General features: G+C 64.4%; 26 protein-coding genes. 16 read left to right on the top strand and 10 right to left on the bottom strand.

Translation table 11 applies throughout. The features are described 5' to 3' along the window. The first annotated feature begins 82 nt into the window (after positions 1-82). The 5 genes from BI343_RS03955 to BI343_RS03935 all read left to right on the top strand — a co-directional run bounded on the left by BI343_RS03955 (position 83) and on the right by BI343_RS03935 (position 6,362). Complete coding sequence (locus BI343_RS03955; RefSeq protein ID WP_071108743.1) at positions 83-1,993, top strand: B12-binding domain-containing radical SAM protein; 1,911 nt, start codon at positions 83-85, stop codon at positions 1,991-1,993. A gap of 315 nt (positions 1,994-2,308) precedes the next feature. Continuing rightward, positions 2,309-2,959, top strand: coding sequence for an MBL fold metallo-hydrolase (locus tag BI343_RS03950; protein ID WP_071108742.1), 651 nt, complete (start codon positions 2,309-2,311; stop codon positions 2,957-2,959). Beyond that, positions 2,959-3,276: an MGMT family protein gene (locus BI343_RS03945; protein WP_071108741.1), complete on the top strand. Its 318-nt coding sequence runs from the start codon at positions 2,959-2,961 to the stop codon at positions 3,274-3,276. Before BI343_RS03950 ends, BI343_RS03945 begins: the two co-directional genes overlap by 1 nt. Before the next feature lie 247 nt (positions 3,277-3,523). Beyond that, entirely contained in the window at positions 3,524-4,306 is a 783-nt protein-coding gene (locus BI343_RS03940) for an outer membrane protein OmpK (RefSeq protein WP_071108740.1), read from the top strand. A 181-nt stretch (positions 4,307-4,487) separates the two neighbouring features. Continuing rightward, positions 4,488-6,362 carry a ribonuclease catalytic domain-containing protein gene (locus BI343_RS03935; protein ID WP_071108739.1) on the top strand — a complete coding sequence of 625 codons (1,875 nt, stop codon included), beginning with the start codon at positions 4,488-4,490 and terminating at the stop codon, positions 6,360-6,362. Between the two features lie 125 nt (positions 6,363-6,487). Here BI343_RS03935 and BI343_RS03930 read toward each other — a convergent pair whose 3' ends face one another. Then, complete coding sequence (locus BI343_RS03930; protein ID WP_043627388.1) at positions 6,488-7,309, bottom strand: HDOD domain-containing protein; 822 nt, start codon at positions 7,307-7,309, stop codon at positions 6,488-6,490. 220 nt (positions 7,310-7,529) lie between these two features. On the opposite strand from BI343_RS03930, the gene BI343_RS03925 reads away from it, so the two are divergent. After that, a complete protein-coding gene (locus tag BI343_RS03925; protein ID WP_071108738.1) occupies positions 7,530-9,158 on the top strand; it encodes a methyl-accepting chemotaxis protein in 1,629 nt (542 codons plus the stop codon). Between the two features lie 27 nt (positions 9,159-9,185). On the opposite strand, the gene BI343_RS03920 is transcribed toward BI343_RS03925, so the two are convergent. From BI343_RS03920 to BI343_RS03890, 7 genes are all read right to left on the bottom strand, one after another. After that, a complete protein-coding gene (locus tag BI343_RS03920) occupies positions 9,186-10,007 on the bottom strand; it encodes a class I SAM-dependent methyltransferase (RefSeq protein WP_071108737.1) in 822 nt (273 codons plus the stop codon). Positions 10,008-10,420: 413 nt separating this feature from the next. Next, positions 10,421-11,089, bottom strand: a complete 669-nt coding sequence (locus tag BI343_RS20130) for a DUF4377 domain-containing protein (RefSeq protein ID WP_071108736.1) — start codon at positions 11,087-11,089, stop codon at positions 10,421-10,423. 54 nt (positions 11,090-11,143) lie between these two features. Beyond that, a complete protein-coding gene (locus tag BI343_RS03910) occupies positions 11,144-11,812 on the bottom strand; it encodes an META and DUF4377 domain-containing protein (RefSeq protein WP_071108735.1) in 669 nt (222 codons plus the stop codon). A gap of 78 nt (positions 11,813-11,890) precedes the next feature. Then, entirely contained in the window at positions 11,891-13,264 is a 1,374-nt protein-coding gene (locus BI343_RS03905) for an NAD(P)(+) transhydrogenase (Re/Si-specific) subunit beta (RefSeq protein ID WP_071108734.1), read from the bottom strand. Positions 13,265-13,267: 3 nt separating this feature from the next. Next, a complete protein-coding gene (locus tag BI343_RS03900) occupies positions 13,268-13,567 on the bottom strand; it encodes a proton-translocating transhydrogenase family protein (RefSeq protein ID WP_043627395.1) in 300 nt (99 codons plus the stop codon). After that, positions 13,560-14,720 carry a Re/Si-specific NAD(P)(+) transhydrogenase subunit alpha gene (locus BI343_RS03895; protein ID WP_071108733.1) on the bottom strand — a complete coding sequence of 387 codons (1,161 nt, stop codon included), beginning with the start codon at positions 14,718-14,720 and terminating at the stop codon, positions 13,560-13,562. The genes BI343_RS03900 and BI343_RS03895 overlap by 8 nt, the downstream gene beginning before the upstream one ends. Positions 14,721-15,067: 347 nt before the next feature. Next, a complete protein-coding gene (locus BI343_RS03890) occupies positions 15,068-15,832 on the bottom strand; it encodes a substrate-binding periplasmic protein (protein ID WP_071108732.1) in 765 nt (254 codons plus the stop codon). A gap of 149 nt (positions 15,833-15,981) precedes the next feature. On the opposite strand from BI343_RS03890, the gene BI343_RS03885 reads away from it, so the two are divergent. From BI343_RS03885 to ybgF, 9 genes are all read left to right on the top strand, one after another. Next, entirely contained in the window at positions 15,982-16,959 is a 978-nt protein-coding gene (locus BI343_RS03885; protein WP_139165629.1) for a sensor histidine kinase, read from the top strand. A 19-nt stretch (positions 16,960-16,978) separates the two neighbouring features. Continuing rightward, complete coding sequence (locus BI343_RS03880; RefSeq protein ID WP_071108730.1) at positions 16,979-17,566, top strand: TMEM175 family protein; 588 nt, start codon at positions 16,979-16,981, stop codon at positions 17,564-17,566. 66 nt (positions 17,567-17,632) lie between these two features. Continuing rightward, positions 17,633-17,812 carry a DUF3460 family protein gene (locus BI343_RS03875; RefSeq protein ID WP_043627403.1) on the top strand — a complete coding sequence of 60 codons (180 nt, stop codon included), beginning with the start codon at positions 17,633-17,635 and terminating at the stop codon, positions 17,810-17,812. Between the two features lie 61 nt (positions 17,813-17,873). Beyond that, positions 17,874-18,539 (top strand): class I SAM-dependent methyltransferase, encoded by a 666-nt coding sequence (locus BI343_RS03870; protein WP_071108729.1) that lies wholly within the window; start codon positions 17,874-17,876, stop codon positions 18,537-18,539. Between the two features lie 114 nt (positions 18,540-18,653). After that, a complete protein-coding gene (locus BI343_RS03865; RefSeq protein WP_071108728.1) occupies positions 18,654-19,067 on the top strand; it encodes an ExbD/TolR family protein in 414 nt (137 codons plus the stop codon). Further along, entirely contained in the window at positions 19,064-19,960 is an 897-nt protein-coding gene (locus BI343_RS20535) for an energy transducer TonB (protein WP_071108727.1), read from the top strand. Before BI343_RS03865 ends, BI343_RS20535 begins: the two co-directional genes overlap by 4 nt. 28 nt (positions 19,961-19,988) lie before the next feature. Then, positions 19,989-21,275: a Tol-Pal system beta propeller repeat protein TolB gene (gene tolB / locus BI343_RS03855; protein ID WP_071108726.1), complete on the top strand. Its 1,287-nt coding sequence runs from the start codon at positions 19,989-19,991 to the stop codon at positions 21,273-21,275. A 14-nt stretch (positions 21,276-21,289) separates the two neighbouring features. Further along, positions 21,290-21,811 (top strand): peptidoglycan-associated lipoprotein Pal, encoded by a 522-nt coding sequence (gene pal / locus BI343_RS03850; RefSeq protein ID WP_043627451.1) that lies wholly within the window; start codon positions 21,290-21,292, stop codon positions 21,809-21,811. A gap of 132 nt (positions 21,812-21,943) precedes the next feature. After that, on the top strand, positions 21,944-22,687 hold the full coding sequence (gene ybgF, locus BI343_RS03845) for a tol-pal system protein YbgF (RefSeq protein WP_071108724.1): 744 nt from the start codon (positions 21,944-21,946) through the stop codon (positions 22,685-22,687). Between the two features lie 163 nt (positions 22,688-22,850). Here ybgF and BI343_RS03840 read toward each other — a convergent pair whose 3' ends face one another. Further along, positions 22,851-24,164, bottom strand: a complete 1,314-nt coding sequence (locus BI343_RS03840) for a bifunctional transcriptional activator/DNA repair enzyme AdaA (RefSeq protein ID WP_071108723.1) — start codon at positions 24,162-24,164, stop codon at positions 22,851-22,853. A 140-nt stretch (positions 24,165-24,304) separates the two neighbouring features. Between BI343_RS03840 and BI343_RS03835 the strand changes: the two genes are divergently transcribed. Beyond that, the gene (locus BI343_RS03835) at positions 24,305-25,141 is read left to right on the top strand and encodes an isocitrate lyase/PEP mutase family protein (protein ID WP_071108722.1); all 837 of its coding nucleotides are present in this window, start codon (positions 24,305-24,307) and stop codon (positions 25,139-25,141) included. A gap of 177 nt (positions 25,142-25,318) precedes the next feature. On the opposite strand, the gene BI343_RS03830 is transcribed toward BI343_RS03835, so the two are convergent. After that, positions 25,319-25,660, bottom strand: coding sequence for a hypothetical protein (locus BI343_RS03830; protein WP_071108721.1), 342 nt, complete (start codon positions 25,658-25,660; stop codon positions 25,319-25,321). Between the last annotated feature and the right edge of the window lie 103 nt (positions 25,661-25,763).

Genomic DNA, 25,763 nt, shown 5'->3' with positions numbered 1-25,763 from the left:
ATCGTCCGCTGTGGGACAATTCTTCATGGCCGGGCGCAAGCCCGGCTATGCTTTTTGAACCACCGCCCGGATTTCACGCCCCATGCCTGTTTCTTCCCCGCGCGTGCTGTCGCTCATCCCGCCGATGACGCAGCTGAACACGCCTTACCCGTCCACCGCCTACCTCACCGGCTTCCTGCGCTCGCGCGGCGTGGCCGCGTTCCAGGAGGATCTGGCGCTGGCGCTGGTCTTGAAGCTGTTCTCCAGGAAAGGCATGGCCACCTTGCGCGAGCATGTGCGGCGCATCCCTATGCGCCAGCGCACGGACTGCATGATGCAGTTCGACATCTCCTACGAGCGCTACGCCGCGACGGTGGACGCGGTGATCGGCTTTCTGCAGGGCCGCGACGCCACGCTGTCCTACCGCATCGCCGGCCGCAACTACCTGCCGGAAGGCCCGCGCTTCGCGTCGCTGGACGTGTACGTCGACCCGGACGATCCGGACGGCGGCGACCCGCTGGCCTGGGCCTTCGGCGCGCTGGGCACCCAGGACCGCGCCCGCCACCTGGCCACGCTGTACCTGAACGATATCGCCGACGTGCTGCGCGAGGCGGTGGACCCGCGCTTCGAGTTCGTCCGCTACGCCGAATCGCTGGCGCTGTCGCAACCCACCTTCGAACCCTTGACCAAGGCGCTGGCGGCCGAGCCCAACTGGGTGGACGACACGCTGGCCGCGCTCGCGCGCGAGGCGGTGGAGAAGCACCAGCCGCAGCTGGTGCTGATCTCGGTGCCGTTTCCGGGCGCGGTGTACGCGGCCTTCCGCATCGCCCAGACCATCAAGCGCCACCGGCCGGACATCAAGATTTGCCTGGGCGGCGGCTACGTCAACACCGAGCTGCGCGAGCTGGCCGAGCCGCGCGTGTTCGACTACTTCGACTACGTGACGCTGGACGACGGCGAGAAGCCGCTGCTGGCGCTGATGGAGCATCTCGAAGGCAAGCGCGGCGTCAGCCGGCTGGCGCGCACCTTCCTGCGCCAGGACGGCGCGGTGCGCTATGTGAACCTGCAGGAAGCCGACGTGCCGTTCTCCGAAGTGGGCACCCCCACCTGGGACGGCCTGCCGATAGACCGCTACCTGTCGCTCTTGGACATGCTGAACCCTATGCACCGGCTGTGGAGCGACGGCCGCTGGAACAAGCTGACCATCGCCCACGGCTGCTACTGGAAGAAATGCAGCTTCTGCGACGTGACGCTGGACTACATCTCGCGCTACGAGACGGCGTCGGCCGAGCTGTTGGTGGACCGCATCGAGGCCATCATCGCCGAGACCGGCCAGACCGGCTTCCACTTCGTGGACGAAGCCGCGCCCCCCAAGATGCTGAAGGCGCTGGCCGAAGAGCTGCTGCGGCGCAAGGTGTCCATCTCCTGGTGGGGCAATATCCGCTTCGAGAAGTCGTTCACGCCGGAATTGGCGCAGCTGTTGGCCGAGTCCGGCTGCATCGCCATCTCCGGCGGCCTGGAGGTCGCGTCGGACCGCCTGCTCAAGCTGATGAAAAAGGGCGTATCGGTGGAGCAGGTGGCGCGCGTCACCCACGGTTTCGCCGAGGCCGGCGTGCTGGTGCACGCCTACCTGATGTACGGCTTCCCGACGCAGACGGTGCAGGACACGGTGGACGCGCTGGAATACGTGCGCCAGTTGTTCGACACCGGCTGCATCCAGTCCGGCTTCTTCCACCGCTTCGCCTGCACCGTGCATTCGCCGGTGGGGCAGAATCCGGAAGAATACGGCGTCAAGCTGGTGCCGCTGCCGCCGGGTAACTTCGCCAAGAACGATGTCGGCTTCATCGATCCCACCGGCACCGATCATGAGCTGATGGGCCGCGCGCTGAACAAGGCCTTGTACAACTTCATGCACGGCATCGGCCTGGACGGCGATGTGCGCGGCTGGTTCGATATCCGCGTGCCCAAGCCCAAGGTGCCGCGCAACTTCATCGAGCGAGCGCTCTACCAGTAGGGCGGATGCCCGGCAGGGCGGGCGATCCGCCTTCCCGTCGCGCCCTTTTCCCCGAAGGGCGGAATCCCGGCTAAGGCCGGGAGGTACGCCTTTGCCGCCGTTCCCTTGTCGATATGGTTCGGCGGGTCGCCCCGCTAGCGGGGCATCCGCCCTACGGGGTTCCTCCCTAACCATCCTGGCCGGGCTCGTCTTGTAGGGCGGGCAGGCCATAAGCCCTTGCGCGCGTTATCCCGTCGCACCGTCTCCGCGCCCCTCCCCAAACCCGGGCGGCCATGCCAGAATGTACGATTCCGACTTTTGTCCGCGAGCATTGCCATGGCCCTGAAATATCACGTGATCCCGGTCACCCCGTTTGCCCAGAACTGCAGCGTGCTGTGGTGCAGCGTCAGCCGCCAGGCCGCCATTGTCGATGCCGGCGGCGACATCGAGCGGATTCGCGCCTGGGTGGATAGCCAGGGCCTGACGGTGGAGAAGCTGCTGCTGACCCACGGCCATATCGACCACGCCGGCGGCGCCGCCAAGCTGGCGGAGGAACTGGGCGTGCAGATTGAAGGACCGCAACGCGCCGAGAGCTTCTGGCTGGACCAGCTGCCCACTCAGGGGCAGATGTTCGGCTTCCCGCGCAGCGAGCCGCTGACGCCGCAGCGCTGGCTGGAAGAGGGCGACACCGTCGCCATCGGCCAGGAAACGCTGCAGGTGATCCACTGTCCCGGCCACACGCCTGGCCACGTGGTGTTCTACAGCCCGACGGCCGGCCTGCTGGTGGCCGGCGACGTGCTGTTCCAGGGCTCGATCGGCCGCACCGATTTCCCGATGGGCAATCACCAACAGCTGATAGACGCCATTCAGCAAAAGCTGTTCATCCTGCCGGACGACACCGTGGTCATCCCCGGCCACGGTCCGCTGACCACGATAGGCGCGGAGAAACGCGACAACCCCTACGTCGCCAATCCGCGCTACCGCTGATGCCGCCGGAATTCGCCCGCCGCGTGTTGGCGCTGCTTGCGCAAGTGCCGGTTGGGCGTGTCGTCACCTACGGCCGGCTGGCGGAGCTGGCCGGCTATCCGCGTCACTCGCGCCATGTGGGCCGCCTGCTGGGCCATCTACCGGAAGGCATTTCCGCGCCCTGGCACCGCGTGGTCGGCGCCGGCGGGCGGCTATCCCGTCCCGGCAGCGAGCAGGCCGACTGGCAGCGCGTGTTGCTGGAGGAAGAGGGTGTGGCATTCCATGTCAATGGCAAAGTCGATATACGGATTTGCGAGTGGCCGGTCGAGGTAGTTTGACTTGAAACAAACCAGAAAGCGGCGCTGGCTCAGATACTTATCTCCACGTGGAGATAATCTCGTGTGGCATTAAGCCAACAATTTGTAATTCTGACGTCATTTCGCTACAGAAAAAACAAATTTCTTTGCAAAAAAGCGACAGAAGTGTGACAAATCGTTTGCACAAGGCCATTTCAGAGACTATTCTGCGCGGCGCTCGCCGACGCTTGTCGGCTGCTTACTACACGAAAATAGTCTGGTGAAACAAATGAATACTCGCAAGTCGCTGCTGGCCTTGTCTTTGTTGGCCGCCTCTACTCTGGCTCACGCCGATTACTCTTTCAAAAACGTCAGCGTCAACTGGCTGGATTGGTCTGATCGCACCACTCAGCAAAGTGGCAAGAAAGATTTTGCTTACCTGGAAGCCGAAGGCGGCATGGGCGGCAAGTGGGGCGAGCTGTATGGTTTCTTCGATATTGAAAACCCGGGCAAAGGCAATGGCAATACCGAAGGCCGTGACCGCCGTTTCACCACCAAAGTGGTTGGCCGCTACAACATGACTGAAATTGGCGGCGTGCCGGTGCAACTGTATGGCCACGTATACGATACCCGTGGCAATGGCCCGGCGGATCGCCACTTTTTCACACAGAATCGCGTGTTGGGTCTGGGCACCGATCTGACCTTTGGCAAGCTGAACATTAAGCCGTTCATTGGTGTGCACAACCAGATGGATGCGCTGATGCCACCGGGTTCTGCTTCTGGCTACAACGGTTTCATGACCGGCTATGTCCTGCTGTACCCGTTCCAGGCTTTCGGCCAGAACATGATGATCACTCAGTGGCATGAAACCGAGTTCAATCGTCAGGACAAGTTTATCGGCGCTTATAAGAGCGGCGACCGTCCTCGCGTAGGCCAAAACGGCGCCATCGCGCTGTGGTGGACGCCGGTGAAGGAAGTGACCACTGGTATTCAGTACCGCTACGCCGATCAAAAACTGGGTAGCACGGCTTACCAAAACGCCGTGATCTACTCGGTCAAGTACAACTTCTAATAAGAAGGATCCTCGCCCGCTACGCGCGGGCCGGGATGGCGGCTTGCCGCCCCTGTCTGCCCCCGCCTTGCGCGGGGGTTTTGTTTTTTGCATCCGGCGCGCGCCTGGGCAAGATGCCGCGCCAGCAGGTGGGGCGAGCTGCTATAATCCGCCCTTAAATTCAACGGCCTGGCATGTTTTGATGAACGTTTTTTACGAAGAAAGCGGCAGTTTCAAGGTTGGCAGCATTGTGTCGCGCAGCGACGCCAGCCTGCAGGTGGATACCCAGCACGGCAAGCGCGCCAAGATCAAAAGCGCCAACGTGTTCCTGGAATTCAATTCGCCGCTGGCGGACTTTTTGCCGGCTGCCGACAAGCTGGCGGCCGACATCGACCTGGATTTCCTGTGGGAATGCAGCCCGGACGACGAGTTCGGCTATCAGGATCTGGCCGCCGACTACTTCGGCCATGAGCCGTCCGCCGTCGAGGCCGCCGCGCTGATCGGCCGCCTGCACGGCGCGCCGATGTACTTCTACAAGAAGGGCAAGGGCCGCTACAAGAAGGCGCCGCAGGACGCGCTGCAGGCCGCGCTGGCCGGCATCGAGCGCAAGAAGCGCGAGCAGGAGCAGATCGACGGCTGGGTTGGCGAGCTGAAGTCCGGCGTTTTGCCAGAGGCCATCCGTTCGCAACTGATGCAGCTCTTGTGGAAGCCGGACAAGAACACGCTGGAATTCAAAGCCTTCGACCAGGCTTCGCGCGAAACCGGCCTGCCGCCGCTGCGGCTGGCCGACAAGGTGGGCGGCATCCCGTCGGTGCCGGACTACCTGATGGCCGGCTTCCTGATGGAGTACTTCCCCAAGGGCGCCGGCTTCGGCAAGTACGCGCCGCCGGCCGAGCTGCCGGAGCTGCCGGTTTCCAGCGCGCGCGCCTTCTCCATCGACGACGCCAATACCACCGAGATCGACGACGCGTTGTCGGTGGAAGACCTGCCCAACGGCAACAAGCGCGTGGGCATCCACATCGCCGCGCCCACGCTGGGCGTGCCGGTGGATTCGGACATCGAGAAAATGGTGCTGTCGCGGCTGTCCACCGCCTACTTCCCCGGCGACAAGATCACCATGCTGCCGGACGATGTGGTGCAGGCGTTCACGCTGCAGGAAGGCCGCGACTGCCCGGCGTTTTCCTTGTATGCCGAGGTGACGCCGGAATTCGAGCCGGTGGCCTTTGAAAACCGCATCGAAAAAGTCCATATCGCCGCCAACCTGCGCCACGCCGAGCTGGAGCAGGTGTTCAACGAAGAGACGCTGGCCAACGATCCGGGCGTGGACTACCCGTTCAAGCGCGAGCTGGTGTGGCTGTGGCAGTTCGCCGAGGCGCTGGAGAAGCGCCGCGGCAAATACGACCCGACGCGCCCGGTGCAGCACGACTACAACATCGACGTGAGCGATGGCCATGTAACCATCACCATCCGCAAACGCGGCGCGCCGATGGACAAGCTGGTGTCTGAACTGATGATCCTGGCCAACAGCGAGTGGGGCCGCATGCTGGCCGAGGCCGACATTCCGGCCATGTACCGCGCCCAGAGCATGGGCAAGGTGCGCATGACTACCCGCCCGGAGCCGCACATGGGCCTGGGCGTGGCGCAGTATGCCTGGAGTACCTCGCCGCTCAGGCGCGCCAGCGACTTCATCAACCAGCGCCAGCTGGCGGCGATGATACGCGGCGAGAAGCCGCTGTTCCCTCAGGGCGACGCCATGCTGTTCGCCATCCTGCGCGACTTCGACGCCACCTACGGCGCCTATCTGTCCTTCCAGGACAAGATGGAGCATTACTGGTGCCTGAAGTATCTGCTGCAGGAAAACATTACCGCGCCGACCGCCACCGTGATCAAGGAAGACTTGGTGCGCATCGATGGCCTGCCGCTGCGCCTGCGCATCCCGGGCCTGCCGGAACTGGCGCGCGGCGACCGCGTGCAGCTGTCGGTGGTGAAGGTGGACTTGCTGACGCAGGAGGTGGAGCTGCGCTACACCGGCCGCCTGGATCATGTCGAGGCGGAAACGGACGACGAGGAGAACTGATTCCCCGTTCTGGTAAAGCGCCGCCGGGTCGTGAGGCCCGGCGGCGTTTTTGCGTCGGCGCTCCAGGCGAGGCGGCGGGCCGCCATGCTCTTGTTGCCGCGGCTCGCGGAGCCGAAATGCCGCTCTTAGAATAATTCGTCCACCAGCGTGCTGGCTTGCTGCAGCTGCTCGATCGAGGCTTCCATGCGTTCGCTGTCCAGGTTGAGCCGCTCCAGCACCCGTTCCGGCAGGCTGGCCAGCATGTCTTCGGTCGGCATGCCGTGGCGGAAGCCGGAGACGATGCAGCTGGTCAGCCCTAACAGCAGCGCGAACGGCGAGGCGTCCTCGTTCAGCAGATCATGCTGGTTCAGGATGGCTTCCTGGATTTCGTCCGGGAAATTCCAGCGTCGGGCCAGTTCGGCGCCCAGCACCGTCAGATCCATGCCCAGCAGCATGCGCTCGGCGGCGATGCGGTCGGTGCCGCCGGCGACGATGCGGTCGATCTGCTGCGCCTGTTCCGGCACGGCGACGAACAGCACCAGTTCGCCGATATTCGACAGCAGGCCGCAGGTATACCCCAGCTGCGGGTCCAGCCCGCACAGTTTGGCCAGCAGTTTGCAGGTATTGGCCATGGCGAAGCAGCGCAGCCAGAAAGCCTTCATGTCGAAGCCGGTGATGCCCAGCGTGGCGCCGGTGATGCCGGAAGCGATGACCAGCACCCTGAGGTTGTCGAAGCCCAGCAACACCACGGCGTCGTCCAGCGAGCCGATGCGCCGGCTGCTGCCGAAGCGGGCGCTATTGGCCAGCCGCAGCACGCGCGCGCTCAGCACCTGGTCATGCATCACCATATTGGTGATTTCGCCGATATTGATGTCGTTGCGATGGAAGCTGGCCATCAGCTCCTGCACCACCTTGGGCACCATCGGCAGCTTGCCTGACGCCTTGTCGAAGATTTCCGCCACTTGCATCCGCACTCTCCCGTTTGCTCGGTCACTGGTTTGAGCTTAGGCAATGGCTCTGTGAAAGTAAGGGGGAATACGCCATTTCAGGTCGTTGCGAGCAAGCGGACAAGGGGTTTTATTTTGCGCCGCCACCGCCTAGCGACTATGTTGCAAGCTGACAGGCGTGGTAGTACGCGGTGCTAAGCACGCCCTGAGAAATGGCCGCCGTCGTGTCGGAGAGAAAACCATGCTATCCCAGCTTACCGTCAAGCAGAAGCTATTGGCCGGCTATGGCTTGCTGATTCTGATTCTGATCGCCATCGTGGTTTCCGCCATTCTCAAGTTGAATGCGATAAGGGACAAGCAGGAAGAAATCACCGGCAATCGCTACCCCAAGGTGGAGATGTGCAACAAGCTGATCGTCTCCACCTTGAACATCTCCAGACTGATGCGCGACGCGATCATTGCGACGGAAGCGCCGGACATCGAGGCCAGCATTGCCAAGATAGAGGGTTTGAAGACGGAAAATACGGCTATTCTGAGCGAATTGGACAAGGTGGTGGTGGCCCCGAAAGGCCGGGGTATCCTGTCCAAGGTCATGCAGGCGCGCGAGGCCTTGACGCCGTTGTACGATCCTTTATACGCGCTGGCTAGAGCCAATAAAAATGCTGAAGCCCAGGCCTTCCTGAAAAAACGTTTTGCCCCAGCCATCACCGCTTTTCAACAGCAGTTGGATGAATTGACCGCCTATCAGCATGACAAAGTGCAACAGGCGCTGGACGAAAGCAAATCCGCTTATAACCAGGCCTTGTCCATCATGCTGGTTTCCGCCGGCTTGGCGGTGTTGGTGGCCGTGGCCATCGCCTTAACGATTTCCAACCTGGTGACCACCCCGCTGCGCAAATCCGTGCAGCTGGTGCGGCATATCGAGCAGGGCGATCTGAGCGGCGCGGATGAGGACCTGCCCGAGTCGCGCGACGAGGCGGTGGAAATCGCCCGCAATATCCAGAACATGCGCAAGGGTTTGCGGCAAGTGGTTTCCAGCATCCAGAGCAATGCCAGCCAGGTGTCGGACTCCGCCCATGAGCTGGCCAGCATGGCGCAGCAGGTGGCCACCGGCGCTCAGCGCCAGTCCGAGGCCACGTCCGAAGCGGCGGCCACCATCGAGCAGCTGACAGTCAGCATCAATCATGTGGCGGATAATTCCGAAGAGGCGGCGCGCCAGGCCAAGGAAGCCGGCCAGCTCGCCTCCCGCGGCGGACGGGCGGTGCAGGCCTCGGTCGGCAAGATTCATTCCGTCAGCGAGGCCGTGGCTGCGACATCGGAAGAAATGCGCACGCTGACCGGCGAGGTGCAGCGCATCGGCAATATCGTCACGGTGATCCGCGATGTGGCGGACCAGACCAATCTGCTGGCGCTGAACGCGGCCATCGAGGCCGCGCGCGCCGGCGAGATGGGCCGCGGTTTCGCCGTGGTGGCGGACGAGGTGCGCAAGCTGGCGGAGCGCACCGCCAGCTCGGCCCAGGAAATCACCCAGATGATTTCCGCCATCCAGCAAGGGGTGGAGAAGGTGGTGGGCAGCATGGATCAGAGCCTGTCCAGCGTGGAAACCGTCAGCGGCAGCGCGCGCGAGGCCAGCGACTCCATGGGCGAGATCGAGGGCAGCACGCTGTCCATCGTCGATACCATTTCCACCATCACCGGCGCGCTGGGCGAGCAGCGCACCGCCAGCCTGAGTCTGGCTCAGAACATGGAGCAAGTATCGCAGATGGCGGAGTCCAACAGCGCCACGGTGGAAGAGCTGGCCACCACCTCCAGCCAGCTCAACGAGTTGTCGCACGCGCTGCAAAGCGTCACGGCGCGCTTCCGGCTTTAGCCGGCATGTAGGGCCAGCGGGGCGCGATCAGTAGGCGAAGCGCTCGCGCAGATCCATCAGGTTCAGTTCGTCCAGGATGGCCAGCTGGCGCTCGCGGGCGCTGGCTTTGCCCTTGCCGGTCTTCTTGGCGATGATCAGCTCGTTCTTCATCGAGTGTTCCCAGCCCACCAGCTCGGTGACAGTCAACTGGTAGCCGCGGGCCTCCAGCTGCAGGCAGCGCAGCACATTGGTCAGCTGGCTGCCGAACTCGCGGGTGTGGATGGGGTGGCGCCACAGCTCGGACAGCGGCGTCTTGCCGAAAGTCTCGTTCTTCTTCTGCCGCAGCACGGCGGCCACCTCGGCCTGGCAGCACGGCACCAGCACGATGTACTGGGCGTCCTTGGCCAGCGCGAAGCGGATGGCGTCGTCGGTGGCGGTGTTGCAGGCGTGCAGCGCGGTGATGATGTCCACCTGCTCCGGCAGTTCGGTAGAGGTGATCGATTGCTCCACCGTCAGGTTCAGGAAGCCCATGCGTTCGAAGCCCAGGCGCTCGGCCAGCTCTCGCGACTTGTCCACCAGCTCTTGCCGGGTTTCCACGCCGTAGATATGGCCGGCGGCCTTGTCCTTCAGGAACAGGTCGTACAGGATGAAGCCGAGGTAGGACTTGCCGGCGCCGTGGTCGGCCAGCGTCATCGCGCCTTTTTTCTCCAGCACGTCGGTCATCAAGGGTTCGATGAACTGGTACAGGTGGTAGACCTGCTTCAGCTTGCGGCGGGTGTCCTGGTTGATCTTGCCGTCGCGGGTGAGGATGTGCAGCTCTTTGAGCAGCTCCAGCGATTGCTGGGGTTTGATTTCGGGAATCAGGCTCATGGCGGCCTCCTGCAATTTCAATGCCGCGATTGTAGCAGAGCGGCCATTCCGCGCCCGAGCCGGAATCTGCCCGCAATCATCATGGTTTTGCATCCGCTGCGCGGATAATGATTTTCATAGCCGGGGCTGCCCGGCGGACAGGGAGGGGATATTTGCTTGGCCAAATATCCCCTCCACCCCTAAAGGCCACCCTGCAAGCCTGGCCTGCGGCTCCCCGCCGGGTCCCGTCAGGCCCGAGGCGCGGCTGAACTCGCCCCGCGCTAACGTCGCGGGGCTCAAACAGGCAGCCGCTTAAAACCTCGGGCCAGCCACCCGGCGGCAGGCTTGAAGGGACCGGTGCTCATCGCATACGTGGCGTTCTTCCCCCTCACAAGCCCAATCCCAAACCTATTCGTAAGATCGTAAGCAGGCTATCAAGGCTTCTTCACCACTTCTTGTTCCACCACCATGTCCAGAATCCAGCGGATGGACGAGGCATCGGCCGGCGGATTGTCAACCTTCACCTCTTTGACGCGCAGGCGATAGGCGGTGCCCGGTTCCGGCTGGAAACCCTCAATCTCGCCGTAATGCAGCTGCCACGGCTGGTTCTTGTCGGCGCGCACCTGCAGGCATTGCATCGGCGCGACGCCGCTGCACGGCTTGCGTTCGGCGGCGACGGAGATGAACTTGATCTCGCCCTGCGGCAGTTTTTCAAAGCGCATCGCGTCCTTGCCTTCGCCCAGCAGCAACTGGCCCTGCTCCAGCTTGACCGGCATGCCCGCTTCCAGCTGGCGGCTCAGCGCGGCGTCGCGCTGCATCGCCTCCGGCGGACACATCATCATGGTGGCCGCCAGCGGCTTGGCGCGCAGCTTGCCGTCTTCCAGCGTGGCCGGGCCGAACATGCCGTTGCAACCGGCCTTGATCGACAGCCGCTGCTCGGCGATCTGCAAGCTGGCGGCGGCCGGGCCGGCATCCAGCTGCTTCCACTCGCCTTGCAGCTGGGACAGCGTGGGCGCGGCGGCAGAGCCGGCGGGGCCTTGGGTGCCGGCGCAGCCGGCCAGCAGGGCCGCCGCCAGGGAGGACAGGATCAGGCGATGGTTCATCGTATTTTCCTAATGTAAATGGAAGTCAGACGCCGCCGCGCGCCGTGGGTTCCGTCAATCGGCTATCGGCGTGACGGTTTCCTGATAGATCACCTTGACCAGCTGCAGCGTCGGCTGGCCGCCATCGGCCGCCGGCTCGCCCTGCAGTTTCAGGTAGTAGCGGCGGCCCGGCTCGGCTTGAAAGCCGCTGATGGCGCCGGCATAGCTCTGCCATGGCTGGTCTTCGCGGCTGCGCAGCTGCAGGCAGATGCCGCTGGCGCAGGCGCCGCTGGTGACGTACCAGTATTGCTCGCCGGATTCGGGTTGCCATGCCGCTGCGGCCGGTTTGGCGGCGATAGCGGCTTGCGCCGCCGCGGCGTCGACCCTTTCGAAGCGGTATTCGGTCTTGCCGGCCTGCAAGGTCAGGTGCTGGCGGTCGTCGGAGGGCAGCAGCCGGAACGGCGCGCCCAGCAGGCTCAACAGCGCCTGTTCGCGCTGCATGGTTTCCGGCGCGCACGCCATGCGGGTGGTGGCTACCTGGTGCTTGCCGTCATGGTCTATCCCCAGGGTGAAGCGATTGCAGCCGGCAAAGCCGCTGATGCGGTTGTCGGCGATGCTCAGCGTCGGCAGCGGCGCGGATTGGGCCGGCGATTGCAGCCGCCATTCGGTGTGTTGCAGATCGGGCAGGGCTTGCGTCGGCAGCATCATGCTGCCGCTGATGAGAAGGGCGCTGAGGGAGGGCATGCTGTCTCCTGTTCTTGTCGAGCGAAGAATGCAAAAACGCCCGCCAGCGGCGGGCGTTGCTCAGCGCGGGCGGCGTCGTCAATGTACGGCGTTTTTCAGCAGGTCTTCCACCACTTTTTTCGCATCGCCGAACACCATCATGGTTTTATCCATGTAAAACAGTTCGTTATCCAGGCCGGCATAGCCGGCGCTCATCGAACGTTTCACCACAATGACGTTGCGCGCCTTGTGCGCTTCAAGGATGGGCATGCCGTAAATCGGGCTGGCCTTGTCCTTCTGCGCCGCGGGGTTGACCACGTCGTTGGCGCCGATCACCAGCACCACGTCGGTGGTGGAGAAGTCGGCGTTGATTTCTTCCATCTCCAGCACCTGCTCGTACGGCACTTCGGCCTCGGCCAGCAGCACGTTCATGTGGCCCGGCATGCGGCCGGCCACCGGATGGATGGCGTAGCGGACGCTGACGCCTTTTTCGTGCAGCAGCTCGGCGAACTCCTGCAAGGCGTGCTGGGCGCGGGACACCGCCAGGCCGTAGCCCGGCACGATCACCACCTGGTCGGCGTTGGCCATCAGGAAGGCGGCGTCCTCGGCGCTGCCGGCCTTGTACGGCTTGGCCTCGCCCGGCCCGGCCGCCGGTCCGGCAGCTACTTCCGCGCCGAAGCCGCCCAGCAGCACGCTGACGATGGAGCGGTTCATCGCCTTGCACATGATGTAGGACAGGATGGCGCCGGACGAGCCGACGCAAGCGCCGGCGATGATCAGCACCGGGTTGTTCAGGGTGAAGCCGATGCCGGCCGCGGCCCAGCCGGAGTAGCTGTTCAGCATGGACACCACCACCGGCATGTCGGCGCCGCCGATCGGGATGATCAGCGTCACGCCCAGCACCAGCGCCACGGCCAGCATGGCGAGGAAGGCGGCCTGGCTGTCGGTGGCGAAATAGGCGATGCCGAAGCCGAGCATGGCCAGCGCCAGGATCAGGTTCAGCAGGTGTTGGCCGGAGAAGCTCACCGCCTTGGCGCCAAAACGACCAGACAGCTTGCCGTAGGCGACGACCGAGGCGGTGAAGGTGATGGCGCCGATGAAGGCGCCGATGAACAGCTCCACTTTTTGCACCGGCGTGTGCTCCACGCCGGCGTGGAAGATGGCGGCGACGGCGATCAGCACGGCCGACAGGCCCACCAGCGAGTGCATGGCGGCCACCAGCTCCGGCATGCCGGTCATTTCCACCGTGCGCGCCTTCCAGCCGCCTATCACGGCGCCGGCGGCGATGGCGCCGGCGATCAGCGCCAGCACCGGCTTGTCCAGGATCAGCAGGGTAGTCAGCACGGCGATGGCCATGCCGACGATGCCGTACAGATTGCCGCGCCGGGCCGAAGCCGGGCTGGACAGCCCCTTCAGCGCCAGGATGAACAGGACCGCGGCGACGAGGTAAAGAATCGCTGAAATATTCTGCATCGCTTAGCCCCTGTTCTTTTTCTTGAACATGTCCAGCATGCGCTGGGTCACCAGGAAGCCGCCGAAGATATTGATGCTGGCGAGGAAAATAGCGATGGTGCCCAGCACCGAGGTCAGGGTGATTTCCTGGCCGCCCACGTCCACCACCTGCAGCATGGCGCCGACGATGATGATGCCGGAGATGGCGTTGGTCACCGCCATCAGCGGGGTGTGCAGCGCCGGGGTGACGTTCCATACCACGTGGTAGCCGACGAAGACGGCCAGCACGAAGACGGTGAGGCTGGTGATGAAGGGATCAACCATGTTGCGGCTCCTTATTGGTTTGCGCGGCGGGCTTGGCGGCGGCGCCGAAGCGCAGTTCGCCCTGATGGGTGATCAGTGTGGCCGCCAGCAGGTCGTCTTCCAGGTCGATGTTCAATCCCTCGGCGCTCAGCAGCAGGCCGAGGAAGGTCAGGAGGTTGCGCGCGTACAGGCTGGAGGCGTCGGCGGCCACCATCGAGGGCAGATTGGTCAGGCCCACCAGATGCACGCCGTTGTCGGATTGCCAGGCCTCGCCGGGGCGGGTCAGTTCGCAGTTGCCGCCGGATTCGGCCGCCAGGTCCACGATGACCGAGCCCGGCCGCATCGCCGCCACGCTGGCGGCGGGCAGCAGCACCGGCGCCGGCTTGCCGGGAATCAGCGCCGTGGTGATGACGATGTCGGCGGCGGCGGCGCGCTTGGCCAGCAGTTCGTTCTGCCGCGCTAGGAACTCGGGCGTCATCTCGCGGGCGTAGACGCCGGAACTGGCGGCTTTCTCCTCGTCGCTCATCGGCACTTCGATGAACTTGGCGCCCAGCGATTCCACTTGCTCGCGGGTGGCGGGGCGCACATCGTAAGCCTCCACCACCGCCCCCAGGCGCTTGGCGGTGGCGATGGCCTGCAGGCCGGCCACGCCTACGCCCAGCACCAGCACGCGGGCCGCCTTCACGGTGCCGGCGGCGGTCATCAGCATCGGCATGAAGCGCGGATAGAACTGGCAGGCCAGCAGCACGGCCTTGTAGCCGGCGATATTGTTCTGGCTGGACAGCACGTCCATGCTCTGCGCGCGGGTGGTGCGCGGCAGCAGCTCCAGCGCGAAGGCCGACACGCCCTTGGCCGCCAGTTGCGGCAGCAGCGGGTTGTGGTAGGGCGACAACATGCCCACCAACACGGCGCCCGATTTCAGCGCGTCGAGGTCGGCGGCGTCGGGCGAGCCCACGCACAGCACGATGTCGGCGCCGGACAGCAGCGCGGGGCGCTGTTCGACGATGCTGGCGCCGGCCTCGCGATAGGCGGCATCGGGGATGGCCGCGGCCTTGCCGGCGCCGGCCTCCACCGCGACGGTATGGCCGGCGGCGGCCAGTTTCTTTACCGTCTCCGGCGTGGCCGCGACACGGTGTTCTCCGGCCAGCCGTTCGGCTGGTATGGCGATGTGCATCTCTGGATCTCCTGCAAATGGATGGGAATTCAGGATCTTGAACGGCCGTGCGCGGCGTTTTCGAACGGCTGTTTGAAAATGATTAAAAGCATGTTGCAGTGCATTATGCAAGCCATATATTGGCTACCGTATATCGTCTGACATAGTGGCCAGGGCGGGAAACGGTGCAGGGCGGAGGCGGTTTGCCATGATTAAAACGGATTGGTATTCAAATGTCATAAAAATTGGTTTGTGCGGCGCGCGGAGGCCTGGCGGCGCCGGGGAACCACCGTAATCGTCACGCCGCCGCGGTGTAAAGCCGGGAAAACCGCGTAAACCGCAAAAGTTTGCGCCGGATCAGAGGCGGTCTATTGGCCGCTGCCGCGATACAGGTCCAGTTTGAAGCGCTCCAGCGTGCCGTCGGCGCGCAGCTTGGCCAGGCCTGCGTTGAAGCGGGCCATCAGTTGCTCGTTGCGCGGCGAGCGCTGCATCAGCAAGTGGCCGTACTGGATGCTGAACGGGCGGGCTTCGGTGGTGACCAGATCGTGCGCGCCGCGCGGGAAAGCGTCGGAGGACAGCAGTTGCCAGCCGGTAAATTCGTCCAAGGGGAAGAGTTCTATGCGGCCGGCCAGCAGCTTCAGCAGATTGGTCTTGTCGTCATTGGCTTCCTCCACCGACAACACGCCTTGCTTGGCCAGTTGCCGGAATTCGGCGGTATAGGTGTAGCCCCGTGTGGCGCCGAAGCGCAGGGTGCTCAGCTCGCGCAGCTTCTGCCAGCGCGGCATCGCCAGATCCTTGCGGTGGAACAGCAATTCGCGGTGCTCGGAGATCGGCTCGCTGTACAGGAATTCCTGCGCCTTGGCCGGATCGTCGTACCAAAAGGAACTGGCCCCCACGTCGCCGTTGCGCAGCGATTCCAGCGCCCGCGCCCACGGCATGAAATGGAAGCGCACCTGTATGCCTTCGCGGGCGAAGGCCTCGCGCACCACCCGGCTGACGAAGCCTTGCTGCGCCAATTGCTCGCCGCTCCATGGCGCGTATTCGCCAGTGGAGATCAGCAGCTCGGCAGCCAGCGCGGAAGCGGCCCATGCGCATAGCCACAGCAGGCGCAGGACGGCCAGCAAGAATTTCATGGCGGACTCGGTTCGGATCGACTCATCCTAAAGTTATACACCGTGCGGAATATTTTCTGATCGAATGTATTGATTCGTATGAATCTGTCGCGCCGGCTCGCCGGCTGGCTTGCTATGATCGCGACATGAGCCACGGTTGAGGAGGCCGCTTGCTATCCCTGATGACGCCATTGCCCGATTTCCGCAATCTGGGCGTGATGCTGCGCGTTCTGCTATTGCCTTTGCTGCTGTTGTTCGCCGATGGGCTGCTGGCGCTGGGCGCTCCGGAGCCTTTGTGGCATTGGCTGCAGACGGCGCTGGCCATCGTGCCCGGCAGCCTGTTGACGCTGGCGCTGCTGGCGTTGGCCCATCCATGGCTGGCCAGGCAAAGGCTGGGGCCGCTGTGGGCGCTGACGCTGACCGGCGGCTGTTTCGCGCTGTGCCAGTACGCGCTGCACGGCGAACTGGGCCAAGGCTGGGCCGCGCCGTGGGTGGCCGTGCTGGCGGCGGTGCTGTTATTGCATTATCTGTCGCTGCGGCAGCGCGCCTTGTCGCCGGCGCTGGCCGAGGCAAGGCTGGCGGCCTTGCAGGCGCGCATCCGGCCGCACTTCCTGTTCAATACGCTGAACGCGGCGATTGCGCTGATCCGGCTGCAGCCCGCCAAGGCGGAAAGCGTGCTGGAGAATCTGTCAGACCTGTTCCGGGCGCAGATGGCGGACCCGGCGCGCGCGTCGACGCTGGCGCGCGAGGTGGAGTTGGCGCGGATGTATCTGGCGATAGAGTCCGAACGCCTGGGGCCGCGCTTGCGCGTGGCCTGGCAGCTGGATGCGCCGCAGGATGCCGCGCTGCCGCCGCTGATTCTGCAGCCCTTGGTGGAAAACGCCGTCTATCACGGCGCGGAACGGCTGGCCGGCGAGGTGGAGATCCGGGTGGCGGCACGCTTGGCCGGCGGCTTGCTGGAGCTGGCGCTGGATAACCCGGTGCCGGACGAGTCCGACCCCGCCAGCCCAGGCAGCGGCATGGCCCTGTCCAATCTGCGCGAGCGCCTGGCCTTGTTTTTCGACGCCGAAGCCAGCTTGGCGACCGAGCGCCGCGGCGACCGCTACCACACGCGCCTGCGCCTGCCGTACCGGCGGGCGGCTGAATGAGACAACTCGGGAGTCATGCATGGAAAAGAATCGTTTGGAGGCGTTCAGCGACGGCGTGATCGCCATCATCATCACCATCATGGTGCTGGAGCTGAAAGTGCCGCATGGCACCGACTGGCAGGCGCTGGCGCCGTTGCTGCCGGTGTTTCTGAGCTATCTGCTCAGCTTCGTCTACGTCGGCATTTATTGGAACAACCACCATCATTTCTACCATGCCACCCGCCGCATCGACGGCCGCGTGCTGTGGGCCAATCTGCACTTGCTGTTCTGGCTGTCGCTGATTCCCTTCGTCACCGGCTGGATGGGGCAGAACCACTACGAGCCGCTGCCGGTGGCGCTGTACGGCGCGGTGCTGCTGATGTGCTCCATCGCCTGGTGGATCATGCAGCAGGCGCTGTTGTGCCTGCCCGGCAACCGCACGCGGCTGTCGGAGGCGCTGGGCGGCGACATCAAAGGCAAGCTCTCGCCCGTGTGCTATGTGCTGGCCATCGCCTTGGCCTGGTGGCATCCCTGGCTGGCCGGCGCGCTGTACCTGGCGGTGGCCTTGATGTGGCTGGTGCCGGACCGGCGCATCGAGTGCATGTTGTACGAGGAGGGCGGAGGCTGAAGCGCGTGGCGGCGGCAGCCGTATTCGTTTAAAATGTCGCTATCCATCCATCAGGGGGTAGGTACCATGTACCAGTCCGATTTCACCAAGTTCATCAACGGCTTCCTGGAAAAGAACCCGGAAGTGGACAACGAGCGCCGCGAGCTGCGCCTGACGCTGTGGGACCGCCAGGTCGACCTGGACGACCAGCGTCGCTGGAAGGAGTCGCGCGTGCCGCAGAAGCCTTACGTCTACCAGCCGGAATAAGCCCCGGCCGGATCCGATCGACGCCCCATGCGGGCGTTTTGTCATTTCTGGAAAGCCCATCATGACCCGCCGCACCGTGGCGCTGGACAGCGCCCTCTCCGATTATCTGTTCGACATCGCCGTCACCGAACATCCGGTGCAGCGCGAGCTGCGCGAATTCACCGCCGGCCATCGCCTGGCCAAGATGCAGATCTCGCCGGACCAAGGCCAGTTCATGGGCTGGCTGGCGCGGCTGATCGGCGCGCGCCGCTATCTGGAGATCGGCGTGTTCACCGGCTACAGCGCGCTGACCGTGGCGCTGGCGATGCCGGAGGACGGTGCGGTGGTGGCTTGCGACGTCAGCGAAACCTTCACCAGCATCGCCCGCGAATATTGGCAAAAAGCCGGAGTGGCGGAGCGCATAGACTTGCGGCTGCAACCCGCGCTCGCCACGCTGCGCGAGCTGCTGGACGCCGGCCGCGCCGGCAGTTTCGATCTGGCCTTCATCGACGCCGACAAGCCCAGCTACCGCGATTACTACGAAGCCTGCCTCGAACTGGTGCGGCCGGGCGGCGTCATCGCCATCGACAATATCTTCCTGTCCGGCCGCGTGGTGGCGCCCAAGCCGGAGGATCCGCCGGGCGTGCATCTGGTGCATGCCTTCAACGCCAGCCTGAAGGCCGATCCGCGCATCAATATGTGCGTGCTGCCGATAGGCGATGGCTTGACGCTGTGCACGCGGCGTTAAACGCGTGGCATGAACTTTCGATGAATCCACGCAGTCTGAAACGTTTTGGCCGCAGCATCGACACCGTTGCCGATGCTATGATGGCCATTTGACCGAGCCGAATCTGAATCCGTCATGCTGAATCGCCGTCCCCGCCGCCAGATGAACCAGATGAACGTCGTGCCCTATATCGACGTGATGCTGGTGCTACTGGTGATTTTCATGGTCACCGCCCCGATGTTCACCCCCGGCGTGATCGATGTGCCCAGCGTGTCCCAGGCCGCGTCCATCGATGTGCGGCCGTTGGAAGTCACCGTGGACGCCGCCGGCAAGATCGAGCTGATAGACGGCGAGCAGAAAAGCCGCGTCGACTCGCTGGACGATCTGGCCACCCAGTTGCAGGCCCTGGTCGGCAACGAACAGCGTCCGGTGGCGATCTCCGCCGATGCCAACCTCAAATACGCCGAAGTGGTGAAGATCGCCGATCGCCTGCACCAGGCCGGCATCAAGCGCGTGGCGCTGACCGTCAAACAAACGCCGAAGCAATGAGTTCGCAATCGTCTTCCTCGCTGCGTCCCTGGACCCTGATCGCCTCGGCGCTGTTTCACGCTGTGGTGATCGGCCTGCTGCTGTGGGGCGGTTTTCAGTCCTCGCAGCCGCAGAATCCCGCGCCGCTGGCCTTGGAGCTGTGGACGACCGCGCCGCCGCCGCCGGCGACGATTGCCGCGCCGGTGACGCCGCCTCCCGCGCTGGAACCGGCGCCCGAGCCGCAACCGGCGGTGGCGATGCCGCCGGCCGAGGTGAATCTGGGCAAGAAAACCCCGCCCAAGCCCGAAGTGGTCAAGCCGGAACCCAAGCCGCCGGCCGAACCCAAGCCGGAGCCGAAAAAGCCTAAGCCGGAACCTAAGCCCGTCGAGCCGGAACCGAAACCGCACGACAAAGCCAAGCCGGCGCAGAAGGCGCCGGAGAAGAAAGAACCCAAGGCCGCGCAGACGCCGCCGGCGGCGAAACCTGGACACCGGACCGCCAAAGCCTATAACAGCGAGGCGGATGATTTATTGTCCAGCCTGGACAGCGCGCGCACCAGCGGCAAGCCTAACGCGCGCAGCGATCAGGCCGGCAGCAAGAACGGCGTGGCCGGCGGCGCGGTCAACGGCTCCGGCGTCAGCGCCGGCTGGATAGACCTGGTCAAGGCCAAGGTGACGCCGCTGGTGCAGATTCCGCCGGCCATGGCCGGCAATCCGGAAGCGCAGCTGCGGGTGACGCTGCTGCCCACGCTGGAAGTGAAGTCGGTGCAGCTGGTGAAGAGCAGCGGCGTGCCGGCTTACGACGATGCCGTGCAAAGAGCGGTGTGGGAAGCCAAGACTTTCCCGAAACTGCCGGCCGGCGCCAATTTCAATGATGGTTACCGGACATTTGTCCTGAAATTCCGTCCGCGTTGAACGGACAAAGCGAAGACTTGAGGAAAACATGCCCAGTTTGAAAGCCCTGTTGCGGGGCGTGCTGGTGGCGGCCATGCTGGTCGCCGGCAGCGCGCGCGCCGAACTGAACATCGAGATCGTCGGCGGCGGCGCCAGCCGCCACGCCATTGCCGTGGTGCCGTTCAAGGACGAGGGGCCGACCCAGGGCAATCTGACGCCGGTGATCCGCAATGACCTGGCCTTGTCCGGCGCACTCCGCCTGGTGGACCCGTCCGCCGTCGCCAATGTGCCGTTCGCCCCGGCGGACGTGCGCTATCCGCTGTGGCAGGCGGCCGGGGCGCAGTCCATCGCCATCGGCAAGGTGGAGAACGCGGCTGGGGGCCAGATCAAGATCAGCTTCCGGCTGATGGACGTGTCGCAGCAGAAGCAGCTGACCGGCGGGGAGTTCACGGTGACGCCGGACCGCAGCCGCCAAGTGGCGCACGCCATCGCCGACCTGATCTACGAGGCCATTACCGGGCAGAAGGGCTTCTTCAACACGCGGCTCGCCTATGTGCTGAAGAGCGGCCGCAGCTACGCGCTGCAGATTTCCGACGTGGACGGCCAGCGCAGCCAGACCATCCTACGCTCGACCGAGCCCATCATCTCGCCTAGCTGGAGTCCGAACGGCCGCTATATCGCTTATGTGTCGTTCGCCAGCCAGAAACCGGTGGTATGGGTGCAGGATCTGGCCACCGGCCAGCGTCGCGCCGTGGCCAACTTCAAGGGCAGCAATTCCGCGCCGGCCTGGAGCCCGGACGGCAGCAAGCTGGCCGTGGTGCTGACCACAAGCGGCAATTCGCAAATCTACATTATCAGCGCCGACGGCGGCGCGGCGCGGCGGCTGATGTACAACGGCGGCATCGATACCGAGCCGGCCTTCAGTCCGGACGGTTCCATGGTGTATTTCGTGTCCGACCGCAGCGGCAATCCGCAGATCTACCGCGTGCCGGTGAACGGCGGCGACGCCCAGCGCGTCACCTGGGAAGGCAATTACAATGTTTCGCCCAAATTGTCGCCCGATGGCAAGACATTGGTCTATATTCGTCGTTCCGCCGGCAATTTCCGTGTGATGTCGCAGGATTTGGCAACTAATGACACGCGTCTATTGTCAGATGGTAGTTACAGTGAGCGCCCCAGCTTCGCGCCGAACGGCCGAATGGTGTTGTATTCCAGCGCTGTCGGCGGGCAGAGCGTGCTGTACGCGGCCACCGCCGACGGCAGCAGCAAGGTGAAACTGGCAGTGCTTAACGGTGATGTACAGGACCCGGCATGGGGTCCATTCAACAATCCTTGATCGGGAGCCAAATGATGAATCTGAAACAACTCGCCCTTGCTTCTGCAGTCGCTACCCTGCTGGCCGCTTGCGCCAGCACCAAACCGGCCGAAACCCCGGCCGCTCCGGTTACCCAAGCCCCGCAGACCCAGGCTCCGGTAACGGCTCCGGCCACCCAGAGCAATGCGGCGATGGACCCGCTGAACGACCCGAACAGCCCGCTGGCCAAGCGCAGCGTCTACTTCGCCTTCGATTCCTCCGCCGTTGACGGCGAAGGCAAGACCACCGTGGCCAACCACGCTGAGTACCTGAAGGGCCAGGCGGACAAGAAAGTGATCATCCAGGGCAATACCGACGCCCGCGGCAGCCGCGAATACAACCTGGCCCTGGGCCAGCGCCGCGCCGAGAGCGTGAAGCACGCGATGGAAGTGCTGGGCGTGAAGGAAAGCCAGCTGGAAGCGGTCAGCTTCGGCAAGGAAAAGCCTAAGGCTACCGGCCATACCGACGCCGACTATGCCGAGAACCGTCGCGCCGACATCGTTTATCAGGGCCATTAAGCGCCTGCCGCGGGGGGCCGCATAGGCCGCCCGCCGTTGTCACTCCTGCCGGATATCCATATCTAAGTGGCCGCTGCCAAGCGGCGGCCAAACCGTTATGATATCCGGCAGTCTTCATCCATCGGAAAGCCCATGAATCGCATCGCCATCAGTAGCGCCTTGCTGTTGACGCTGGCTGGCTGCGCCAGCACCAGCGACCTGGAAGCCACCCGCCGCCAACTGGACCAAGTGAGCCAGCAGGCGACGACGCGCATCGCCGCGGTGGAGAGCAAGCTGTCCAATGAAAAGCTGCTGGAAATGGTCAGCCAAGTGGATAACCTGAAGGCCGAAGTCGCCAAGCTGCGCGGCGACATCGAAGTGCTGAACTACAATCTGCAAACCACGCAGAAGCGGCAGAACGACCTGTACAACGATCTGGACGGCCGCCTGGGCCGCCTGGAAGGCACCGGCAAGCACGACGCCTCGCAACCGGCCGCAGCCGCGCAGCAGCAGGCCGCCGGCGACAGCCAGGCCTCGCCGGACTACGACAAGGCGCTGAATCTGCTGCGCGCGCGCGACTTTCCTAATGCCGTCAACGCGCTGTCGCTGTTCATCCAGCAAAATCCGCAAGCGCCGCAAGCGGCCGAAGCGACTTACTGGCTGGGCGTCGCCCACACCGCCTTGCGCCAGTACGACGCCGCCATCGACATCCACCGCCGCTTCGTCGAGCAATATCCCAACAACCATTTCGCGCCGGACGCGCTGCGCAATATCGGCAACTGCCAACGCGATTTGGGCCAGGTGGATCAGGCCAAGAACACCTATCGCCGCCTGATCAAGCTGTATCCGAAGAGCGACGCCGCGCTGAAGGCCAAGCAAGCGCTGGCCAGAATGTAATGTCTCCGCGCGTTCCCGCCGCCGCGCGGGAGCGCGCCGCTTCGCCTCCCCTCGTTGCCTCCTGCCTGTTCCAGCAAGACAGCCGTTCTGCGCGCAGGCGTAGTCTGGCCGCAGCGGGATTCAGTCTATGGCTGGCCGGCGCCGCGCTGGTGTTGCGCTCGGGTCAAGAACGCGCGCGCAAGGCGTATTCCTGGGGCCCCTGAGCGGGGGCGGCGGTTTCGCATGCGTCATCCTTGTTCCCTGCCATAAGCAAGTGGCGCGCGGCATAGGCGCGCCACGGGCGCCAGCTTTCCATCCTGGCGGACGACAAATCAGCGCCTTTGCCTTCCAGTACGCGCAGGGCGGTCTGCCAGTCAGACTCCGGCGGCAGTTCGTCTGGCCCGTCCGGCGGCGGCTCGATTGATTCCGGCAGCGCGAAGCGCAGGGTGGGGAAGGTTGGATGGGACAGCGGCAGGCCGCGCTTTTCCAGCCACGCCAGCCTGTCCGGAATTGAGAGCATGCGGAAGCGGATTTCCTCGCCCTCCCAGACGCCGGGCAGCCGCAAGCCGGTTTGCCGCGGGACCAGCTTCGCCAATAAGGGGTCTCGCGCCAGTTGACGTTCTATCGCTTCCATATCCGCCGCAAGGTCGAACATGGCCCTGACGCGCGCCAGCAGCTGCGGCAAGGCGCGCAGACGGGGAAGATGCAGTCCGACACGCAGGGCGTGCTTGCGCGGTTCGTGGCTGACCGTCAGCACCCCGCATTCGCCATCCTGGGCGATGGCTCGGACATAGCATTCATCCCGCACGGCTTCCAAGCCGGGAACAGCCTGTCGCCGCAAGTCATCCAGCATGGCTGGCCAGTGGTAGGGCGGACGGTAGCGCAGCAGCAGGCTGATATGGTCTGACGCCGCTGCGGCGGCGTCGGCGTCGCGGCGCAACGCGCCAGGAGGACGGCGATACAGCTGCTGGAATACCTCGTTGAAACGACGCACGCTGCCGAAACCGGCCGCAAAGGCGATGTCGGTCAGCGGCATGCGGGTTTCATGGATCAACTGCTTGGCCAGCAGTATCCGGCGCGTTTGCGCCACGGCTTGCGGCGAAGCGCCCACATATTGCGCGAAAAGCCGGCGCAATTGCCGCTCGCCCACGCCCAGCTTGTCGGTCAAGTTTGTCAGGCTGGCTTCATCCAGCGCGCCCTGCTCGATCAGCGCCAGCGCGCGCGCCACGGTATGCGAGTGTCCGCTGTTGGATACGCCGCGCCAAGCGCCGGAATCCGGCGCGGCTTCCGGCCGGCAGCGCAGGCAGGGACGGAATCCCGCCTCCTGCGCCGCCGCCGCGGTGGGGTAGACCAGGATGTTTTCGCGCTTGGCGGTGCGGGCCGGGCAGATCGGCCGGCAGTAGATGCCGGTGGTGCGCACGCCGATGAAGAAGCGGCCGTCGAAGCGGGCATCGCGGCTGGCCAGGGCGCGATGGCAAGTATCGGGATCGAATTCCATCGCCTGATGATCGCGCCAATTCCCCGTCGCAGCCAGCGGTTTTCGGACCCGAATGGCGGGCGCTGTCCACGTCCGGAATCCGCCAGCAGGCGGGCGATGCTTGCGAGACGATGACGGCGTTTCCCACAACAGGAGTCGTCATGATCGCGCCGCTGACCCAGTTCCAGCATTTCCGCCAACTCAACATTCAAGGCAAGCTGCTGCTGCCCAATGCCTGGGACGCCGCCAGCGCCCGGTTGTTCGAAGCCGCCGGCCATCCCGCCCTTGCTACCACCAGCGGCGGCATCGCCTACGCCCGAGGTTGGCGCGATGCTCAGCGCATAGGACGCGAGGCGATGCTGAGCGAGATCGCCGCCATCGTTGGTAGCGTGGACGTCCCTGTCAGCGCCGACATCGAGGCAGGCTATGGTTTGTCGCCGCAGGATGTCGCCGCGACCGCGCGGGGGGCGATGGAGGCCGGCGCGGTTGGCGTCAATCTGGAGGACAACGGCCATGGCGCTTTGGCTCAGCCCTTGTTCTCTATCGAGTCGCAATGCGCGCGCCTGGCAGCCGCCAGACAGATGGCCGACGCGTTGAACGCGCCGTTGTGGATCAATGCCCGCGTCGATACCTATTTGTTGGACTTGAGCCTGAGCGCCGAGCGGCGCTTCGCCGAAACGCTGGCGCGCGGCAACGCTTACCTGGCGGCCGGCGCGGACATGGTGTTTGTGCCTGGCCTGGCCGATCCTGGCGAGGCCAGGCGCCTGGCCGCCAGTTTGAACGGCCCGCTGAATCTGATGGCCTTGCCTGGCGTGGCCGGCGCGTCTGACTGGTTCGATGCCGGCGTCGCCCGGGTCAGCTTGGGCGTAGGTCCCATGCTGGCGGTGATGGGTTTGGCGCGGCGGATGGCGGACGAGGCGCGAGCGGGTGTTTGGACGGCTATGGCGGAACACCATTACGGCTTTGCCGAGGCGGAGGCGCTGTTTGAGAGGGCTTGAGCGCGCAGCTTGCGGATGACTTATGCACAGGGCGGCCGAAATTTGCTTTTTATCCACAGATAGATGGGCCGCGGCCCGCCCGGCCATGCTCTCTGGATCAGCAAACGTCAACAGCCTTGGCGCGGCGGCCAGGCGCGCGCCGGCGCGTTTTGCCGGTGGCGACAATGTTGTCGGTGTTTAGGATCCGTTGCGGATCTGCTGGCTGACCTGGTTTTCTTCCTGGTTCAGCACTTTTTGTTCCGGCTTGGTGATGTGGCCGTGATCTAGCTTGGCCATGTCGCGTTCCTGCTGGCGGATGTTCTGGTCTTCCCGGTGCAGCTTGCGCGCTTCGGCCTGGCTGATTTTTTTGCTTCTTTCTTCCTGGTCGATGCGCTTGTTCTGGTGGGCCAGCCGCTTGTTCACCTCCTCGCGGCGCGGGTGGTGCTTTTGCCATTGGGTTTCGTCGGCTTGGGCGGCGCTGGCGAAGGCGAGGCCGCAGAGCAGAGTGGCGGACAGGATGTGGCGAGCGAGCTTTTTCATGATGTTCTCCCGAATGGGTTCAGGTAAGGATTACCTGAACCCAGCCTATGCCAGGGCGGGGAGTCGGGCTGGGTCAAGACATATGTACATATATGTAAACGGC

Source organism: Chromobacterium amazonense (assembly GCF_001855565.1).
In the GTDB taxonomy this organism is placed as follows: domain Bacteria; phylum Pseudomonadota; class Gammaproteobacteria; order Burkholderiales; family Chromobacteriaceae; genus Chromobacterium; species Chromobacterium amazonense.
This window is presented reverse-complemented; position numbering and strand designations above follow the sequence as displayed.

What these genes read in the sequence shown, in the direction of transcription:
- BI343_RS03955 (WP_071108743.1), top strand. Translation starts at nt 83, where the DNA reads ATGCCTGTTTCTTCCCCGCGCGTGCTGTCGCTCATCCCGCCGATGACG.
- BI343_RS03950 (WP_071108742.1), top strand. Translation starts at nt 2,309, where the DNA reads ATGGCCCTGAAATATCACGTGATCCCGGTCACCCCGTTTGCCCAGAAC.
- BI343_RS03945 (WP_071108741.1), top strand. Translation starts at nt 2,959, where the DNA reads ATGCCGCCGGAATTCGCCCGCCGCGTGTTGGCGCTGCTTGCGCAAGTG.
- BI343_RS03940 (WP_071108740.1), top strand. Translation starts at nt 3,524, where the DNA reads ATGAATACTCGCAAGTCGCTGCTGGCCTTGTCTTTGTTGGCCGCCTCT.
- BI343_RS03935 (WP_071108739.1), top strand. Translation starts at nt 4,488, where the DNA reads ATGAACGTTTTTTACGAAGAAAGCGGCAGTTTCAAGGTTGGCAGCATT.
- BI343_RS03930 (WP_043627388.1), bottom strand. Translation starts at nt 7,309, where the DNA reads ATGCAAGTGGCGGAAATCTTCGACAAGGCGTCAGGCAAGCTGCCGATG.
- BI343_RS03925 (WP_071108738.1), top strand. Translation starts at nt 7,530, where the DNA reads ATGCTATCCCAGCTTACCGTCAAGCAGAAGCTATTGGCCGGCTATGGC.
- BI343_RS03920 (WP_071108737.1), bottom strand. Translation starts at nt 10,007, where the DNA reads ATGAGCCTGATTCCCGAAATCAAACCCCAGCAATCGCTGGAGCTGCTC.
- BI343_RS20130 (WP_071108736.1), bottom strand. Translation starts at nt 11,089, where the DNA reads ATGAACCATCGCCTGATCCTGTCCTCCCTGGCGGCGGCCCTGCTGGCC.
- BI343_RS03910 (WP_071108735.1), bottom strand. Translation starts at nt 11,812, where the DNA reads ATGCCCTCCCTCAGCGCCCTTCTCATCAGCGGCAGCATGATGCTGCCG.
- BI343_RS03905 (WP_071108734.1), bottom strand. Translation starts at nt 13,264, where the DNA reads ATGCAGAATATTTCAGCGATTCTTTACCTCGTCGCCGCGGTCCTGTTC.
- BI343_RS03900 (WP_043627395.1), bottom strand. Translation starts at nt 13,567, where the DNA reads ATGGTTGATCCCTTCATCACCAGCCTCACCGTCTTCGTGCTGGCCGTC.
- BI343_RS03895 (WP_071108733.1), bottom strand. Translation starts at nt 14,720, where the DNA reads ATGCACATCGCCATACCAGCCGAACGGCTGGCCGGAGAACACCGTGTC.
- BI343_RS03890 (WP_071108732.1), bottom strand. Translation starts at nt 15,832, where the DNA reads ATGAAATTCTTGCTGGCCGTCCTGCGCCTGCTGTGGCTATGCGCATGG.
- BI343_RS03880 (WP_071108730.1), top strand. Translation starts at nt 16,979, where the DNA reads ATGGAAAAGAATCGTTTGGAGGCGTTCAGCGACGGCGTGATCGCCATC.
- BI343_RS03875 (WP_043627403.1), top strand. Translation starts at nt 17,633, where the DNA reads ATGTACCAGTCCGATTTCACCAAGTTCATCAACGGCTTCCTGGAAAAG.
- BI343_RS03870 (WP_071108729.1), top strand. Translation starts at nt 17,874, where the DNA reads ATGACCCGCCGCACCGTGGCGCTGGACAGCGCCCTCTCCGATTATCTG.
- BI343_RS03865 (WP_071108728.1), top strand. Translation starts at nt 18,654, where the DNA reads ATGCTGAATCGCCGTCCCCGCCGCCAGATGAACCAGATGAACGTCGTG.
- BI343_RS20535 (WP_071108727.1), top strand. Translation starts at nt 19,064, where the DNA reads ATGAGTTCGCAATCGTCTTCCTCGCTGCGTCCCTGGACCCTGATCGCC.
- tolB (WP_071108726.1), top strand. Translation starts at nt 19,989, where the DNA reads ATGCCCAGTTTGAAAGCCCTGTTGCGGGGCGTGCTGGTGGCGGCCATG.
- pal (WP_043627451.1), top strand. Translation starts at nt 21,290, where the DNA reads ATGAATCTGAAACAACTCGCCCTTGCTTCTGCAGTCGCTACCCTGCTG.
- ybgF (WP_071108724.1), top strand. Translation starts at nt 21,944, where the DNA reads ATGAATCGCATCGCCATCAGTAGCGCCTTGCTGTTGACGCTGGCTGGC.
- BI343_RS03840 (WP_071108723.1), bottom strand. Translation starts at nt 24,164, where the DNA reads ATGGAATTCGATCCCGATACTTGCCATCGCGCCCTGGCCAGCCGCGAT.
- BI343_RS03835 (WP_071108722.1), top strand. Translation starts at nt 24,305, where the DNA reads ATGATCGCGCCGCTGACCCAGTTCCAGCATTTCCGCCAACTCAACATT.
- BI343_RS03830 (WP_071108721.1), bottom strand. Translation starts at nt 25,660, where the DNA reads ATGAAAAAGCTCGCTCGCCACATCCTGTCCGCCACTCTGCTCTGCGGC.